The sequence below is a fragment of the Ferrimonas pelagia genome (assembly GCF_039543565.1).
In the GTDB taxonomy this organism is placed as follows: domain Bacteria; phylum Pseudomonadota; class Gammaproteobacteria; order Enterobacterales; family Shewanellaceae; genus Ferrimonas; species Ferrimonas pelagia.
In genome coordinates this window covers 24,602-40,113 of record NZ_BAABJZ010000100.1, presented here as the reverse complement: position 1 = coordinate 40,113, position 15,512 = coordinate 24,602, and the positions used below count along the sequence as shown (strand labels likewise).

Below are 15,512 nucleotides of genomic sequence, written 5' to 3'. Positions count from 1 at the left end.
GATCTTTCAGTGTCAAAAAACTTTAGTTTGGGAATTCAATGAGTCAGCAAGCCACACTTCTGGTTGTCGAAGATGATGAGGTAGTTCGCCTGCGTCATCAGGGCTATTTTGAGCGCGCTGGCTACCGGGTGTGCTCGGCCGATAGCGCCGCAGCTATGCGCACCGTGCTGGCGCAGCAGGCGGTGGATCTGGTGCTGCTGGACGTCAATCTGCCCGACGAGGATGGGTTGCTGCTGACCCGGGAGCTGCGCAGTCAGTCGACGGTGGGGATCATCCTGGTTACGGGGCGGGACGATGCGGTGGATAAGATCGTCGGCCTGGAGATGGGCGCTGATGACTATGTCACCAAGCCGGTGGAGATGCGAGAGTTGCTGGTGCGGGTGAAAAATCTGTTGTGGCGGATCGGTTTGGCTCGACAGGCGCCCGCTCGCGTGGATGTTAGCCGTTGTGAGTTTGCCGGTTGGGTGTTGGCGCCGCAGGCGCGTCAGCTTAGCCGTGATGCGATCCCCTTGGCGTTGACCACCGCAGAATTTGAATTGCTGCAGGCGTTTGTCGAGCATCCCCAGCAGATCATGCCGCGAGAGCGCTTGATGAACTTGATCTCCCATCGGGTCGATGCCCCGGCCACGCGCACCATTGATGTGCTGGTCCGTCGCTTGCGCGCCAAGATGGAGGGGGAGCCGGACTGGCCCAAGCTGTTTGTCACCGTGCACGGCGAAGGCTATCTGTTTGCTGCTGCTGTCTCCTCGTCTTAACTCTGAATTGAGCACATCCAGGTATGAACACCTCCTTGGCGCACTGCGCATTTGAGACGTCTCGGCTGTCCGTCGCCCCCATCGCTTTACCGGCCTCGCGCTCCGCTCGAGATGACTTTTTCGACCGCCTGGTAACACTGCTGTCATCCGCCGTTGTAGCGGAGTTGCCGCCCTATTTTCAGGGCATTAAAACTCAGGAGCAGGCTCAGATCTGGTTTGAACGGATGCAGCAGGACAGTGTCCTTTTGCCGATCCATGACCAAAGCGCGCGTACGCTTCTGGGGTTCGTGTTCCTCTATCAACAGCCCAACTCCGACACGGCCCACTTAGGCTATCTGCTGGGCGAAGCGCACTGGGGCCAAGGGTTGGGCAAAGAGAGCCTGCGCGGATTGCTGGCTTGGTGTCACCGACATCAAGCCGTGAATGAGCTGGTGGCTGGGGTGGCGCCGGACAATGTTGCGTCGAGGCGTTTGCTGACGGGGTTGGGGTTTCGTCAGGCGGCCCCGACGGCTGAGGGGATGCTGTCATTTGTCTATGAACTTGGTCAGAGTCGAGCGCCTTCATCGCCGTGAGTCATTCCGGCTGCCACCGATACTGAGCGCGAAAATCGGCGGCGGACAGCGTCTCTTCCCCCAGCTCGGTCAGCGTGGCGGGTGTTACGGTCAGGATCTCGGGTCCTAATGCCGCGGGCAGGGTTTCACCTTGCAGCGCTCGTAGGGCCAGATCCACCGCCATGCGGCCCTGCAGCTTCATTTGATCTGAGTTGGCCATGATTAAGCGCTGCTGCTTGAGTCCCTGATATACCGCGTGGCTGAAGTAGCTGGATAGGATCGGCACCGACAGCCCTCTTGTCTCCAACTCGGCCATCGCCATTTCCGCGCACACGGCACCACAGACGATCACATCCGGCGCGGGGTGAGCAGCCAGATATTGGCGAAGCAGGCGCCGTTGGATCGCCAGGCTGTTTTCGCCGCTCAGGGCATCGATCACCGTGACGTTTGGCTGCAGATCCGACTTCAGTCCTCGGGAGAGGAAGGCATTGCCGCCGCGCGTAACGGGACCGAGCATCAGCAGTACCTGCAGCGGCTGCGCGGCTATCTGGTTGAGCTGACGCGCCAGGTTTTGCCCCATGGCCAGCCAAGGCACGCCAATGGTGCTGCGTACCACACCGGGCTCGACCTCATTGACGATGGCCAGTACCGGCCGCTGGCGAGCGGCGGCTTTGACGGGCTCACTGAGGCGGTAGCTGACGCTGCCCAAGAGTATGGCGTCGGCCTGCAGTCGCTCGCACTCGGCCAACTGATCTAATTGGGTGTCCAGCTGCTGATAGCCGCCGGCGTCCATGCTGATCAGCGCGACCCCCATGGCCTGAGCCTGCTCAAGCATGCCGGCGTGGATACTGAGCCAATAGGAGTCTTTCAGATGGGGGTAGAGCGCGCACAGCCGATAGTGGGCTTCGGTGTCATCGAGCCGCGCCAGTGGCTGCCACTGGCTGGCGCTCGCGGGTTTGTCCTGACCGGGCTGCCAGGTTTGGGCGGGCCAGCGTTCGCTGGCCGCTGCACTGCTGGAACTGAGCAGTATCAGCGCGAGAGTGGTGGCTTGGTAAAACGAGGTTGGGATCACGTTCAGCAACTCAGTGACTTACACTATCTGAACCTGAGTTTAATCGGTTTTTACGGTGCGCTCTGCTTTTCATGTGATCCGACCCAATAGTCTGGCGGGCAAGTTGTTGCTGGCCTTTTCCTTGTTGGCGCTGCTTTCGGCGCTGGCGGCGGCTGTGGGTTGGTTTGGCTTGGTGCGGATCAGCGAGGGCGAGCGGATCTTGTTAGAGCGGACGATCCCAGCACTGAATAAGACCCGGGCCTTGGCGCAGCTGCATAGCCGGATCGGGCTCCATTCTCAGCTGCTGCTGGAGGGGGAAGATCCGGCTGAAGCGCTGCGGTTGCAGGCCATCCTATCCGGGCTGAGCGGCGAGCTGGCGCGTCAGTTGCGCGACTTGGCGGCAGAGCCGGGATCGCGCTTTTTGCCGCTGGTGTCGACCCTGCCCGATGGCCTTAATGCGCTGGCGCGGGATGTGCACAATCGCAACCGGCTGAGTCAGCAACTGGCGCAGCAGACGCCGCTCCTGGTCGCTGCGGCCGCGCAGGTGGCCGAATTGGTGGAGAGTCAGGTGGGCAATGCGCAAACGGCCATTGTGGCGCGCAGCCTGGGATTGGAGCCGGGACCTGAGCTGGCGCGGCATGTGGCGGCGCTGCTACAGCAGGATCTGGCCCAGTTGCAGCGGATGCAGGAGCTGCAGCACTCGGCACAGCAATTGATCCAACTGCTGACCTTACCGATCGAAGCGGAGCGGATAGCGCAGCGCCGGGCTCAGTATCTGGCGTTGGTGGAGGATCTGCCGTTGCAGGCCCAGCAGGTACCGGATCCGCAGCGCTCGGCGCTGATCCTGACGCTGGCCCAGCGATTGGAACAGGGTCAGATCCTGTTCGACTGGCAGCAGCAGCGGCAAGAGATCCTGGACAGTGTGGCCCGGCAGCGCAGCGTGATCGATCAGCAGTTTGCCGAGCTCAATGGCGCGATCGACGGGCGCTTGGCACAGGCGCAGGCGGCACAGACGCAAGCGCAGCAGCGATCATCACAGGCCCATCAACTGGCCCGTTGGGCCTTGTTATTGATTGGTGTTGTGGCGATGACACTGGCCGCTTGGGTGGTGTGGAAGTGGGTCTATCAAGGCGTGGTGCGGCGCATTGTCGCCTTCAGCGATGCCTTGGTGGCGCTGTCCCGCGGCGATCTCAGCGTGCGCGTCGATGCCGCCGGTGACGATGAATTGAGCCGCTTGGCGGGGGCGATCAAGGCCTTTAAGGCCACCGAGCGCAGTAAGCGGGAGGCGGAGCGGGCGCTGCGGGCGCATCAACAGACCTTGGAGCAGACGGTGCAGCAACGCACCGGCGAGCTAAAGCAGGTGAATGCCCGTTTGGAGCAGGAAGTGGTGGCGACGGCGGCGGCGCGGGAAGAGGCGGAGCGGGCCAATCGGGCCAAGTCGACCTTCCTGGCTACCATCAGTCATGAGATCCGCACGCCGATGAATGGGATCCTCGGCAGCGCAGAGCTGCTCGATGATCGTCAGCTCAATCCCACTCAGGCCACCTATCTGAAGGTGATCCGGCAAAGCGGTGAATGGCTGCTGAGTCTGCTCAACGAGGTGTTGGATCACGCCAAGATCGAATCCGGCGAGTTGGTGTTGGATCCACAGCCGTTTGATCTGACGGCACTGCTGGCGGAGATCGAGAGCCTGATGGCATTGCGGATCGCCGAGGGGGGGCGTGACTTGGCGTTAACGATCTCCGCCGAGGGCGATTGGGCGCAGGCGTATCTCGGCGACAGCCTCAAGCTGCGTCAGATCCTGCTGAATCTGCTGGGCAATGCCATCAAGTTTACCGAGCAAGGCTGGGTGGATCTGTCCGTGGCTCGGCTGCATCGCCTGCAGGACAGGGATCGGCTGCAGTTTGTGGTGTCGGACTCGGGCCCGGGACTGACGCCCGCTCAGCAGGCGCGGATCTTTACCGCGTTTCATCAGCTGGCGCCTGGACGGGAGGGCGGCGTGGGGCTGGGATTGGCGATCAGTCAGCGGCTGGCTCAGGCGATGGACGCCAAGCTGGAGGTGCACAGTGAGCTGGGCGAGGGCAGCAGCTTTATTCTGACCCTGGCGCTGCCCCGTTGTGCCGCAGCGCGCCCGGCAGAGGGGAGCGCCGCGGCACCGGGGCCCTTGCCAAGCCCATTGTTGGTGGTGGAGGACAATGCCACCAATGTGTTGGTGTTGGAGGGGTATCTGGCCAAGCTGGGGTATGGCCCCAAGGGCTCGGACTGGCAACTGGCGGGCAGCGCCGCCGAGGCGCGTGAGCACGTCGGTCGCCAGGCCTTTGCCCGGGCATTGGTCGATATCCATCTGCCCGACGGCGATGGTCAGACGTTGCAGCGGGCGCTGAAGGCGGCGCATCAACGTCGTTATGGCGCCGAGCTGCCCTGCATTGCCATGTCAGCCCATGTGTTTGACAGTCAGGTGCAGGGGTTCCTGCAGGCGGGCTTTGATGGCTTTGTCGGAAAGCCGCTGCGCTTGGCCAGTCTGCATCAGGCGTTGTTGCTGGGCAGTGCTCAGCCCAGCGCTGATGCAAGCCCCGATGGGGCGTTGCCGCTGATCGACTGGGCCCAGTGGCAGGCCGATCGTCAGGTGCTGGGGGCGGCGCGTTTGGCACAAATGACGGCGGCGTTGCAGGCGTTGCAGCAACAGTTGGCCAACGGTGATCCCTCCGAGTGGCGCTCGCTCGGCCACAAGATCAAGGGCGCCTGTGGCGCACTGGCGATGCGCCAGGCGGCGCAGGCGGCGGCGCAATTGGAGCGTTCCGGTGACGAAGCGGACAGCGTGGCGCTGCAGCAGGCATTGCAGCAGGGGTTGGCCGCTCTGGCGGCGCATCGCTAAACGCTCTGGGTATGTGAGTCGGTGAAAAAAGAAAAATAAATGTGATCCCGATGCGGTTGTGGGTTGTACAAAGGCTCAAGTGTGTACAACTTACGATCAGCAGAGGCGACAATGATGAACATTCCCGTTGGGATCAGCGCATGTGTTTTGGGTCAGCAGGTTCGGTTTGATGGTGGCCATAAACGCAGTGTGTTTGTCACCGATCAGCTAAGTCAGCATTTTCGCTTTCACCCGGTGTGCCCTGAGATGGCCATCGGGATGAATGCCCCCCGTCCGGCGATCCGTTTGTCCGAGATCGACGGTGAGATCCGTTTGATCACCCGCAACAAGTCTGAGCTTGATCTGACCGATAAGATGATCGCCTTCTCCCGGCAGAAGGTGGCGTCGATGAGTGAGTTATGCGGGTATATCGTCTGCGCCAAGTCGCCCTCCTGCGGGATGGAGCGGGTGAAGGTGCATCTGGCCAATGGTCAGAGCAAAGAGGGCGGCGGCCGCGGTCTGTTTACCGAGCAACTGATGACGATGATGCCTTGGTTGCCGGTGGAGGAAGATGGCCGACTCAATGATCCGGTTCTGCGGGAAAACTTCGTGCTGCGGGTGTTTGCCCTCCATGATCTGTACCAGTCGACCCAAACCCTGAGCCGCCGGGCTCTGATCGACTTTCACAGCCGTTACAAGTACACCCTGATGGCTCACTCGCCGGTGGCTTACCGCGCGCTGGGCCAAATGGTGGCTCAGATCCACCAAACTGCGCTGGAAGACTTTTTTATTGAGTACCGGCTCGCCTTTATGAATGCGTTGAAACAGCGGGCCAACCGCCGCAGCAACACCAATGTGTTGCAACATCTGCAGGGCTACTTTAAGCGCGCATTGAACGCGCGGGAGAAGGAGGAGTTGACTCAGGTGATCGCCGAATATCGCCAGGGCAACCTGCCGCTGCTGGCCGCGCTGATCCTGTTCAACCATTATCTGCGCGCCTACCCCAACTCCTATCTGCAGCGCCAAGCCTATCTGGCGCCCTATCCACAACACCTCAAGCTGCGCTGTCCGCTGTGAGCGGCGGGTCAAGCACGTCTGAGGCACGATTAACCATTACCCAAGTGGGTGAGCTCACCGGAGTGAATCCCGTGACCTTGCGGGCCTGGCAGCGGCGTTATGGCTTGCTCAAGCCTGAGCGGACGGCGCAGGGGCATCGGCTGTACGCGCCGCAGGATCTGGCGCGGATCCGCCTGATCCTAAGTTGGCTGGAGCGGGGCGTGTCGATCGGCAAGGTACGGCCATTGATAGAGGCGGGGGAGTCGTTACCGCCCGGGCGTGAGGCGCTAGAGGAGTTGGACGCGGTGAAGGCGACGCTCGATGGGCTTGATCGGCGCAGGTTGGAGCGTGGGCTGATAGAGGTGATGAAGCACTACCCGCTGCCAGTGTACCGACAGCAGCTGATCGCCCCGATCGAGACCTATCTCGCCACTTTGCCTGAGGCGGTGGCGGCGGTGACGCAGGCGTTGTGGCAAGGGGTGCTCATCGAGCGCTGCGGCGCTTTGTTGGCGGGAGCGCGGGAGCGCGGCGGCCGTCCGGCGCTGCTGATCAGCTTTGACTCACAGTGCGGTGCTGAGCTGTGGTTGTCGGCGCTGGAGTTGATGAGCCAAGGGCTGCAACCGACGCTGCTGGCGCCGATCACCCCAACATTGGATGGACTGAAGTCCATGTTGGCGGCGATGGATGCGCCATTGCTGGTGGTGACCGGCGAGCGGCGCCTGACGCCGGCGGCATGGACTCAGCTGCAGCGGTTGTTGACGGCCCAGCCTTGCGAGCTGCGCCTGCTGGGCAGTGTTGCCACCATTCATCAGGACGAGCTGTCATTGCTCGCGCAGGGGGACATAGCATGACGCAACGCAATCTGTGGTGGATCCGGGACGATCTGCGCACCGTCGACAACGCGGCACTGAGCCAGGCCTGTGCGGACAACGCGGAGGTGGTGGCGGTGTACCTGTCGGCGCAGCAAAGCTGGGGGGAACATGACATGGCGCCGATCCAGGCGGATCTGATCCAGCGCCGGCTGCAGCAGATGAAGCCGATCCTAGCGCGGCTCAACATTCCGCTGGTTGTGCGTGAGGCGCAGACGCTGACGGGGCAGCGTGAGACGCTGCTGTCGCTGTGCCAGCAGTGGTCGGTGGCTGGCGTGTTCTGCAGCCAAGCCTATCAGTGGAATGAAGGACAGCGCGACCGGCAATTGGCGTTGGAACTGGCAGGGCGCGGCGTCGAGTTTCATTGCCTGCAGGACGCTTGCGTGCTGGCGCCGGGGACCGTTTTGACCGGCAGTGCCCAGCCCTACAAGGTGTTTACGCCGTTTCGCAAGCGTTGGCTTGAGCGGCTGCAGCTCGCGCCGCTGACTGTGCGGCCCGAGCCTGCGGCGAGGACAGCGCCTTCGGCGATCGCGTCAGAGTTTACCGCCTTGGCTTATCCGCTCAAAGACAGCACGGCGTGGCCGGTGGATGACGCCGCGTTGTCGCACAAGTTGCAGGCGTTTTGTCAGCAGCGCGTGGTGGATTATCAGCAGGATAGAGACCGGCCCGCCATCGACGGCACCAGTGGTCTGTCGCCCTATCTGGCGCTGGGCATGCTGTCGCCGCGCCAGTGCTTGGCGGCATTGACGTTGGCCCAGCCAGACTGCTGGGAGGTGCAGGAGAGCGGCGCGTTTGCTTGGCTCAATGAGTTGATATGGCGCGAGTTCTATCGCCATTTGATGGCGCAATTTCCCCGCCTGAGTCGGGCGCAGCCGTTCCATGGCTGGAGCCGGCATGTGGCTTGGCGGGACGATCCCGCCGGGTTGGCGCGTTGGCAGCAGGGGCAAACCGGTTTTCCTATTGTCGACGCCGCGATGCGTCAGCTGTTGGCCACCGGTTGGATGCACAATCGGTTGCGGATGATCGTGGCGAGCTTTCTGACCAAGGATCTGCTCATTCACTGGCAGCATGGCGAGCGCTGGTTTATGGCCCATCTGATCGACGGTGATCTGGCGGCCAATAACGGTGGCTGGCAGTGGGCCGCGTCGACCGGCACCGATGCGCAACCCTATTTCCGGATCTTCAATCCCACCACCCAGGGTCAGCGGTTTGATCCCGATGGCAGCTTTATCCGCCGCTGGTTACCTGAGTTGGCCGATGTGCCGATGGGTGAGATCCATCAGCCGCATCGTTGGCCCGGTGCGGCGCGCTTGGATTACCCGCCGCCGATGGTGGATCACAGCCAGGCCCGACGGGCCGCCATCGAAACTTTTAAGGCCGCGAAGGCAAGGGGAATGTAATGCAGCAGATCATCACAGAGCATCGGGCGGCGCAGCCGGATCTGATGACGCGGTTTATTGAGATATATCAACAGCTGGATCGGGACAACCTGGCGCTGCTGGCGCAGATCTACCATCCGCTGATCCGATTTGAGGATCCGGCCCATCGCATCGAAGGCCTGCCCGCGCTGGAGCGTTACTTTGCGCAACTCTATGCGGAGATCCTCAGCTGTCGGTTTGAGATCCATCAGCAGATGAGCGATGACGATCAGGCGTTTGTGCAATGGACCATGCACTTTGCCCACCCGCGTTTGGCGCAGGGGCGGATGCGAACGGTTGCGGGGATCACCCGGCTGACGTTTGCGGATGGCTTGATCATCAGTCATCGCGATTATTTTGATCTGGGTGAGATGTTGTATGAAGCGGTGCCGCTGCTGGGCTCGGCGGTGCGCTTTGTCAAAGCGAGGCTGGGCCAATGAAGCGGGTATTGATCACCGGTGCCAGCTCTGGGATCGGCGCGCAGTTGGCTAGAGATTATGCCGATTCGGGCTGGCAGGTGGTGGCTTGTGGCCGCGATAGTGCGCGCTTGGCGCAGATCCAGCAACACAGCGCGCGGATCGAGACGCTGGCGTTTGATGCGACGGAGCCGGAAGCGGTTCAGACGGCGATGGCGAGCCTGACGTCGATGCCGGATCTGATCATCCTCAACGCCGGTAACTGCGAGTACATCGAACGCGGCCAGATCGACGCAGCGCTGTTTCGGCGGGTGTTCGACATCAACCTGTTTGGCGTGTTGCACGTGATCGAGGCGCTGCAATCGCGCTTTGTCGCCGGCACCCACTTGGTGCTGGTGGGCTCCAGTGCCGCCTATATGCCGTTGCCCCGGGCCGAGGCCTATGGCGCATCGAAGGCCGCACTGGCCTATCTGGCGCATACGCTGGCGGTGGATCTGGCCGCCCAGCAGGTGGATGTCAGCTTGGTGTGTCCCGGCTTTGTGGCAACGCCGCTGACCGACAAGAACGATTTTGCCATGCCGATGCGCGTCAGCGTCGAGGTGGCGTCACAGGCGATGCGGCGGGGCATTGCCCAGCGCCGCAGTGAGATCCATTTCCCCCGGCGTTTTACCGGACTATTGAAGCTGATCCGCTTGCTGCCCATCGGCTGGCAACGTGCATTGGCCTTACGCATGACAGGGAGCAATAGATGAAGATCGCGATTATCGGCAGCGGTATTTCCGGCCTAAGCAGTGCCTGGTATCTGCATCCGCAGCACGAGGTGACGGTGTTTGAGGCCAATGGGTATGTTGGGGGCCATACCGCCACGGTGGACGTGTCGGTGGTCAGTGGCGATTACGCCATCGATACCGGCTTTATTGTGTTCAACGACCGCACCTATCCGTTGTTTGAGCGCTTTTTGGCTGATCTGGGCCTGAGCGGTCAGCCCAGTGAGATGAGTTTCAGTGTGCGTAACGATGAGGCGGCGCTGGAGTACAACGGCCACAGTCTCAGTACCCTGTTTGCCCAGCGGCGCAACCTGTTGCGCCCGCGGTTCTATCGCCTGATCGCCGAGATCCTGCGCTTTAACCGGCTGGCGAAGGCGGCGGTGGATCACACCGAGTTGGGCACCTTAGGCCAGTTTCTGCACCAGCATGGCTTTGGTGCCGATTTCTGTGACAACTATATCCTGCCGATGGGGGCGGCGATCTGGTCGTCGAGCCTGACCGACATGCGCGGCTTCCCGTTGGCGCTGTTCCTGCGCTTCTTCCTTAATCACGGTCTGCTGGATGTGAAGGATCGGCCGCAGTGGTCGGTGATCCCCGGCGGCTCGCGCGAGTATGTTCGCAAGGTGCAAGCACAGCTAGGAGCGCGGATCCGAACCGCAACACCGGTGCAGCAGGTCAAGCGATGGGCCGATCGGGTAGAGCTGACTACCGCAGCGGGCGTGGAGCGATTTGATCAGGTGATCTTCGCCTGTCACAGCGATCAGGCGTTGGCGCTGCTGGCCGATCCCAGCGAAGCGGAGCGGGCGATCTTATCGGCCATGCCCTATCAAAATAACGAAGTGGTGCTGCACACCGACACACGCTTGCTGCCACGGCGGCGCAAGGCGTGGGCCGCATGGAACTACCATCTGGGCGAGGCGTTCGAGAACGGGGTCCATCGCGATCATCGCCAAGCGACCCTGACCTACAACATGAATATCCTGCAGGGGATCAGCGCACCGGAGACTTTCTGCGTGACGCTAAACCAGACCGATAAGATCGATCCCGAGCGGATCCTGCGGCGTTTTCATTACGCCCACCCGATGTTCTCTGCGGACAGCGCGCGGGCACAGAGCCGACGTCATGAGATCAACGGCCACCGGCGCAGCTGGTTCTGCGGCGCTTATTGGTACAACGGCTTTCATGAGGATGGCATTCGCAGCGGGATGGACGTGGTGAGCGCCCTGCAGGGGCTGGATGAGTCGGCCCAGCCAGAGCCGAAGTGGGTGGCGCTATGACGGCGACGCAACCACGCCACAGCCGTCTGTGTGTCGGTATCGTGCGGCATCGGCGTTACACACCGGTGGCCCATCACTTCCATTATCCGCTGTTTATGCCGCTGTTGGACTTGGATGAGATCGACGCCTTGTCCCGGCAGATCCCCGGCTTTGGTCGGCGCTGGTTTCACCCGGCGCGCTTTTTGCGCAGCGATTATCTTCAAAGCGGCGGCGTGCTGAAACACGCGGCGCAGCAGCGGATCTTCGAGCTGACCGGCGAGCGCCTGAGCGGACGGGTGATGCTGCTGTGTCAGCTGCGCTACTTCGGCCTGTATTTCAGCCCCATCAATCTGTTCTATCTGTATGACGACAACGACGTTTGGCAGCAGACTTTGGTGGAGGTCAGCAACACGCCGTGGAACCAGCGGCATTGCTACGCTGTTCCCGCCGCGCCGCGATGGCACGCGGCCCATTGGCATTGCCCCAAGGCGTTTCACGTGTCGCCGTTTAATCCAATGAACCAGAACTACCGCTGGCGCGTATCTTCCCCAGAGCCGCGGATCCTGCTGGATCTGGCGGTGGAGGATCCCCAGCAACAGACGGTATTCGACGCCACCTTGCAGCTCAAACCCGAGCCGTTTACCGGCCGGCGATTGGCGCAGTTGATGGTGGCCACGCCGGTGATGACTCTGAAGGTGGTGATGGGGATCTACTGGCAAGCGTTCAAGCTCTGGTGCAAGCGTGCACCCTTTTACTCCCATCCATCCAGCAAACCCGCAGACAAGAGTGAGGCACAACGATGATAAGCAGTGAAGCAACCCAGCTCAGCGCTCCCAGCCGTTGGTCCGACAAAGCGGCCCGATCACTGGTGCTGTCGGTGATGGGGCAATTGCGCAGTGGCGGCCTGATCCTGACGGAGCCGGATGGCACGCGCCATGAATTTGGAACATTGGATGGGACATTGACCGGCCAGGTCGTGGTGCACCATGCGGGTTTCTTCCAGCGCGTTCTGCGAGGGGGCAGCATTGCCGCCGGTGAGAGCTATATGGATGGCTGGTGGGATTCGCCGGATCTCACCCAGGTGGTGCGGGTGTTGGCGGCCAATCTGGCGGTGCTGGATCAGCTCGAGGCGCGTGTGGGCTGGGCGGTCAAACTGAAAGATCAGCTGACCCACCGTTTTCGCCGCAACCATCAACGCCAAGCACAACAGAACATCGCGGCGCATTATGATCTGGGCAATGAACTGTACCGGCGCTTTCTCGATCACAACATGCTGTACTCGTCGGCTTTGTATGTGAGCGGCGACGAGGACTTGGCGCAGGCCCAGATCAACAAGATGGATCGCTTGTGTCAGTTGTTGCGGCTTCAGCCTGAGGATCACCTGCTGGAGATCGGTACGGGCTGGGGGGCGATGGCGATCCACGCGGCGCAGCATTATGGCTGCCGGGTGACGACCACCACCATATCCAAGGAGCAACACGCCTGGGCAAAGGACAAGATCGCGCAGGCCGGGCTGTCGGATCGGATCACCCTGCTGCTGCAGGATTATCGCGATCTGACCGGTCACTACGACAAGCTGGTGTCGGTTGAGATGATCGAGGCGGTGGGCAAGGAGTACCTCGATACCTATGTGGCCAAGTGTCAGTCGCTGCTCAAACCCGAGGGACTGATGGCGCTGCAGTCGATCACCATCGCCGATCAGCGAGATGCCAGCTACAGCCGGGGCGTCGATTTTATCCAGAAGTACATCTTCCCCGGTGGCTTCCTACCGTCGTTGACCCGATTGAACCGGACTCTGACCCAGCACAGCGATTTTGTGGTGCGGGATCTGCGCGATATGGGGATGGATTACGCCCAGACACTGAGGGATTGGCATCAGGGCTTCAATCACAGTGTCGAGGAGCTGAAAACCTTAGGCTATGACGAGCGTTTCATTCGGATGTGGCGCTACTACCTGAGCTATTGCGAGGGCGGGTTTGCCGAGCGAACCGTCAGTGCGGTGCAGCTGCTGCTCAGTCGCCCTGGCTGGCGGAGCTAAGACCATGAGCGCGCGGGATCTGGTGTTGACCAGCACGGCGTTTAATGGCTTCTGGCTGCTGGCGGTGTGGGGGCAGTGGGACTGGCCCTTGCTGTTGGGACTTGCGGCGGTATGGCTGCGCTGGCCACGGGCAGGCCTGTGGGCCTTGCCGATCGCCTTAGTCGGGGTGGGGCTAGATAGCCTGTGGACTCAGGCCGGGGTGTTTCGCTTCGAGCAGCTGCCTGGGTGGCTGCTGGTGTTATGGCTGGGGTTTGGCACCTATGCCTGGGCGCTGAGACGGGTCGTGGTCGCGGCGCCCAGTCACTGGTTGGCGCTGATCGGCGCATGTGCTGGTGCGATGAGTTATTGGGCCGGGGTGCGCTTGGGCGCGGTGTCCTGGCCGATGGGGTTGGTGCCCACCCTGTCGCTGTTATGGCTGGAGTGGTTTTTGCTCACCTTGGCCATTCAGGCGGGGCTGCGCCGGGCGATGCAGTCAGATAGTCGGCGAGCCTGCGCACACAGGGTGCGTCCGGGCGAGGAGGCATGATGAAGACAGTGAGCTCTTGGTTGGCTGGCGTGGCGCTGAGTTTGTTCTTGGTGCTGGGTGTCAGTGCCAATACCCAGCTGGACAGTCCGTCCACCGCCGGTCGCAGCGACGCTGGGCACTCTTGGATGCAATGGCCCAGTGTCGGCCAGGCGCGGCTGAAATGGGGCTTTTGGACCCTGTATGACTCCGAGTTACGCGCGCCTGATGGCGAATTTCTTGGGGTGGAGCGGGACGTGGCGCTGGTGATCCACTATCGGCGCAACATCGACCGTGCAGCTTTGCTCCAGGCGACCGATAAGCAGTGGCAGCACTTGGGGATCGACGGCGAACGGCGCCAGCGATGGTTGGCGCGACTGGCGCAGCTGTGGCCGGACGTGCGCAAAGGCGACCGGCTGATCTTTGCCATCGAGTCTGGGCAGGGTCGATTCTATCTGGAGCGCACGCTGTTGGGCACCATTGATGATCCGCAATTGAGCCAGCAGTTTCTGCAGATCTGGCTGTCACCCGACACCGCCTACCCCAAGCTGCGGCGACAGTTGTTGGGCCACTCTTGAGCTAGGAGATCATCATGAAAGTTTGGTTACGCAACGTGATGCTGACTCTGTCACTTGGCTTACTGCTCAGTTGCTCTGCGTCGCTGGAGGATTATCAGGACACGACGCCGGCGTTTGATCTGTTTGGTTTCTTTGAGGGCCAGAGTACGGCGTGGGGCATGTTGCAGGATCGCAGCGGCAAACAAACCCGGCGCTTTGAGGTGGCCTTAGTCGGTACGGTGACGGCGGACACCTTGGTGCTGGCGGAGGATTTTGTGTTTGATGATGGTGAAACCCAGCAGCGGACTTGGACCATCGTTCGCCAAGCCGACGGCAGCTATCGCGGCACAGCACCGGATGTCATTGGCCAAGCGGTCGGGCGGGTGGCGGGCAACGCCCTGCACTGGCAATACACTCTGCGTATTCCGGTGGGGGACACCAGCTATGACATTACGCTGAATGACTGGATGTATCGCCAGGACAGCCACCGGCTGTTCAACCTGGCGAGGCTGTCTAAATTTGGTGTGGAGGTGGGGCGGATCACGCTGTTTTTCGAAAAGCCCTGAACCGCCGTTTCACCCTTAGCCGTGGGCGTAGATCAGGCTGCCGCCTTTGATGGTGTCAATCACCTTTCGCGCCAAGTCCTGTGGCAGCGCCGGGCAGCCCCAGCTGCGGCCTAAACGACCTTGCTGGTGGATCAGCGCTGGGTTGGCGTAGTCGGCACCGTGGATCACGATATAGCGGCGGCGGGCGTTGTCGTTGATGCCGGGATCCAGCCCATCCATCCGCAGTGAATAACCGTTGCCACCATAGTAGGTATCGTCGGTCAAAAAGGCGCCTAGCGAGGTTTGGCGCGAGTTGACGATATTGGAAAAGTCGTTGGCAAACAGGTAGCCGCTGTTGACGCCATGGGTGGTGTAGGTGTCGAACAGCAGTTGCCGTTTGTCCATATCGATGACAAAGAAGCGCTTTTGGGTAGAAGGCTTCGAATAGTCGATGATGGTCAGCAATGGCTTACGCTTGCCATTGGTCTCCAGATAGCGCTGGTAGGCACGGGCAAATACGTTGGCATCCAGTCGATCCAGCAGACCCAACTCCTCTTGTAACTCAATAACGGACAGTCGCTGCTCGGGCTCGGCAGGGTTGTCGACCGACGCTTGAGCTGGAGTGCACAGCAGGCTAAAGACAAGACAAAGCGGTGCCAACAGGCAAGACAGGGGAGATTTCATAAACGGACGGACCACTACCAACATCGAGAAACGGGATTCAGACGAGCGGCGACCTTACCCAAAAGTTCGGTTATTGACCAATGTCTGAGCTAAAACTGTGCAATCGATCATAGTGTGTTGAAATTGCGAATGAGTGCGGTTGTGCGTAAGCGCGGCGGGAAGCCGCGCCGGGCTGGCTTCCCGCCGCACTGTC

General features: G+C 61.3%; 16 protein-coding genes. 14 read left to right on the top strand and 2 right to left on the bottom strand.

Going from position 1 to position 15,512, the window contains the following annotated elements; genetic code table 11:
- The first annotated feature begins 38 nt into the window (after nucleotides 1-38).
- Nucleotides 39-755 carry a two-component system response regulator TorR gene (gene torR / locus ABEA08_RS17925; RefSeq protein WP_345336759.1) on the top strand — a complete coding sequence of 239 codons (717 nt, stop codon included), beginning with the start codon at nucleotides 39-41 and terminating at the stop codon, nucleotides 753-755.
- 23 nt (nucleotides 756-778) lie between these two features.
- A complete protein-coding gene (locus ABEA08_RS17920; RefSeq protein WP_345336758.1) occupies nucleotides 779-1,327 on the top strand; it encodes a GNAT family N-acetyltransferase in 549 nt (182 codons plus the stop codon).
- A gap of 1 nt (nucleotide 1,328) precedes the next feature.
- Here ABEA08_RS17920 and torT read toward each other — a convergent pair whose 3' ends face one another.
- Entirely contained in the window at nucleotides 1,329-2,378 is a 1,050-nt protein-coding gene (gene torT / locus ABEA08_RS17915) for a TMAO reductase system periplasmic protein TorT (protein WP_345336757.1), read from the bottom strand.
- A gap of 55 nt (nucleotides 2,379-2,433) precedes the next feature.
- Between torT and torS the strand changes: the two genes are divergently transcribed.
- The 12 genes from torS to ABEA08_RS17855 all read left to right on the top strand — a co-directional run bounded on the left by torS (nucleotide 2,434) and on the right by ABEA08_RS17855 (nucleotide 14,656).
- Complete coding sequence (gene torS / locus ABEA08_RS17910) at nucleotides 2,434-5,232, top strand: TMAO reductase system sensor histidine kinase/response regulator TorS (RefSeq protein ID WP_345336756.1); 2,799 nt, start codon at nucleotides 2,434-2,436, stop codon at nucleotides 5,230-5,232.
- Between the two features lie 114 nt (nucleotides 5,233-5,346).
- Nucleotides 5,347-6,288, top strand: a complete 942-nt coding sequence (locus ABEA08_RS17905) for a YbgA family protein (RefSeq protein ID WP_345336755.1) — start codon at nucleotides 5,347-5,349, stop codon at nucleotides 6,286-6,288.
- Nucleotides 6,285-7,118, top strand: a complete 834-nt coding sequence (locus ABEA08_RS17900; RefSeq protein WP_345336754.1) for a MerR family transcriptional regulator — start codon at nucleotides 6,285-6,287, stop codon at nucleotides 7,116-7,118. The genes ABEA08_RS17905 and ABEA08_RS17900 overlap by 4 nt, the downstream gene beginning before the upstream one ends.
- Nucleotides 7,115-8,536: a deoxyribodipyrimidine photo-lyase gene (gene phrB / locus ABEA08_RS17895; RefSeq protein WP_345336753.1), complete on the top strand. Its 1,422-nt coding sequence runs from the start codon at nucleotides 7,115-7,117 to the stop codon at nucleotides 8,534-8,536. Before ABEA08_RS17900 ends, phrB begins: the two co-directional genes overlap by 4 nt.
- Nucleotides 8,536-8,994, top strand: coding sequence for a nuclear transport factor 2 family protein (locus ABEA08_RS17890; protein ID WP_345336752.1), 459 nt, complete (start codon nucleotides 8,536-8,538; stop codon nucleotides 8,992-8,994). The genes phrB and ABEA08_RS17890 overlap by 1 nt, the downstream gene beginning before the upstream one ends.
- Nucleotides 8,991-9,722, top strand: coding sequence for an SDR family NAD(P)-dependent oxidoreductase (locus tag ABEA08_RS17885; protein WP_345336751.1), 732 nt, complete (start codon nucleotides 8,991-8,993; stop codon nucleotides 9,720-9,722). Before ABEA08_RS17890 ends, ABEA08_RS17885 begins: the two co-directional genes overlap by 4 nt.
- Nucleotides 9,719-11,014, top strand: coding sequence for an NAD(P)/FAD-dependent oxidoreductase (locus ABEA08_RS17880; protein WP_345336750.1), 1,296 nt, complete (start codon nucleotides 9,719-9,721; stop codon nucleotides 11,012-11,014). Before ABEA08_RS17885 ends, ABEA08_RS17880 begins: the two co-directional genes overlap by 4 nt.
- A complete protein-coding gene (locus ABEA08_RS17875) occupies nucleotides 11,011-11,796 on the top strand; it encodes a DUF1365 domain-containing protein (protein WP_345336749.1) in 786 nt (261 codons plus the stop codon). Before ABEA08_RS17880 ends, ABEA08_RS17875 begins: the two co-directional genes overlap by 4 nt.
- Nucleotides 11,793-13,031 (top strand): class I SAM-dependent methyltransferase, encoded by a 1,239-nt coding sequence (locus ABEA08_RS17870; protein WP_345336748.1) that lies wholly within the window; start codon nucleotides 11,793-11,795, stop codon nucleotides 13,029-13,031. The genes ABEA08_RS17875 and ABEA08_RS17870 overlap by 4 nt, the downstream gene beginning before the upstream one ends.
- Nucleotides 13,032-13,035: 4 nt before the next feature.
- The gene (locus tag ABEA08_RS17865) at nucleotides 13,036-13,557 is read left to right on the top strand and encodes a DUF2878 domain-containing protein (RefSeq protein WP_345336747.1); all 522 of its coding nucleotides are present in this window, start codon (nucleotides 13,036-13,038) and stop codon (nucleotides 13,555-13,557) included.
- Complete coding sequence (locus ABEA08_RS17860) at nucleotides 13,557-14,111, top strand: chalcone isomerase family protein (RefSeq protein WP_345336746.1); 555 nt, start codon at nucleotides 13,557-13,559, stop codon at nucleotides 14,109-14,111. Before ABEA08_RS17865 ends, ABEA08_RS17860 begins: the two co-directional genes overlap by 1 nt.
- Nucleotides 14,112-14,125: 14 nt before the next feature.
- The gene (locus ABEA08_RS17855; RefSeq protein WP_345336745.1) at nucleotides 14,126-14,656 is read left to right on the top strand and encodes a DUF3833 domain-containing protein; all 531 of its coding nucleotides are present in this window, start codon (nucleotides 14,126-14,128) and stop codon (nucleotides 14,654-14,656) included.
- A gap of 15 nt (nucleotides 14,657-14,671) precedes the next feature.
- Here the strand turns inward: ABEA08_RS17855 and ABEA08_RS17850 are convergent, their stop codons facing one another.
- Nucleotides 14,672-15,319, bottom strand: coding sequence for a murein L,D-transpeptidase catalytic domain family protein (locus tag ABEA08_RS17850; protein ID WP_345336744.1), 648 nt, complete (start codon nucleotides 15,317-15,319; stop codon nucleotides 14,672-14,674).
- Nucleotides 15,320-15,512 lie beyond the last annotated feature (193 nt).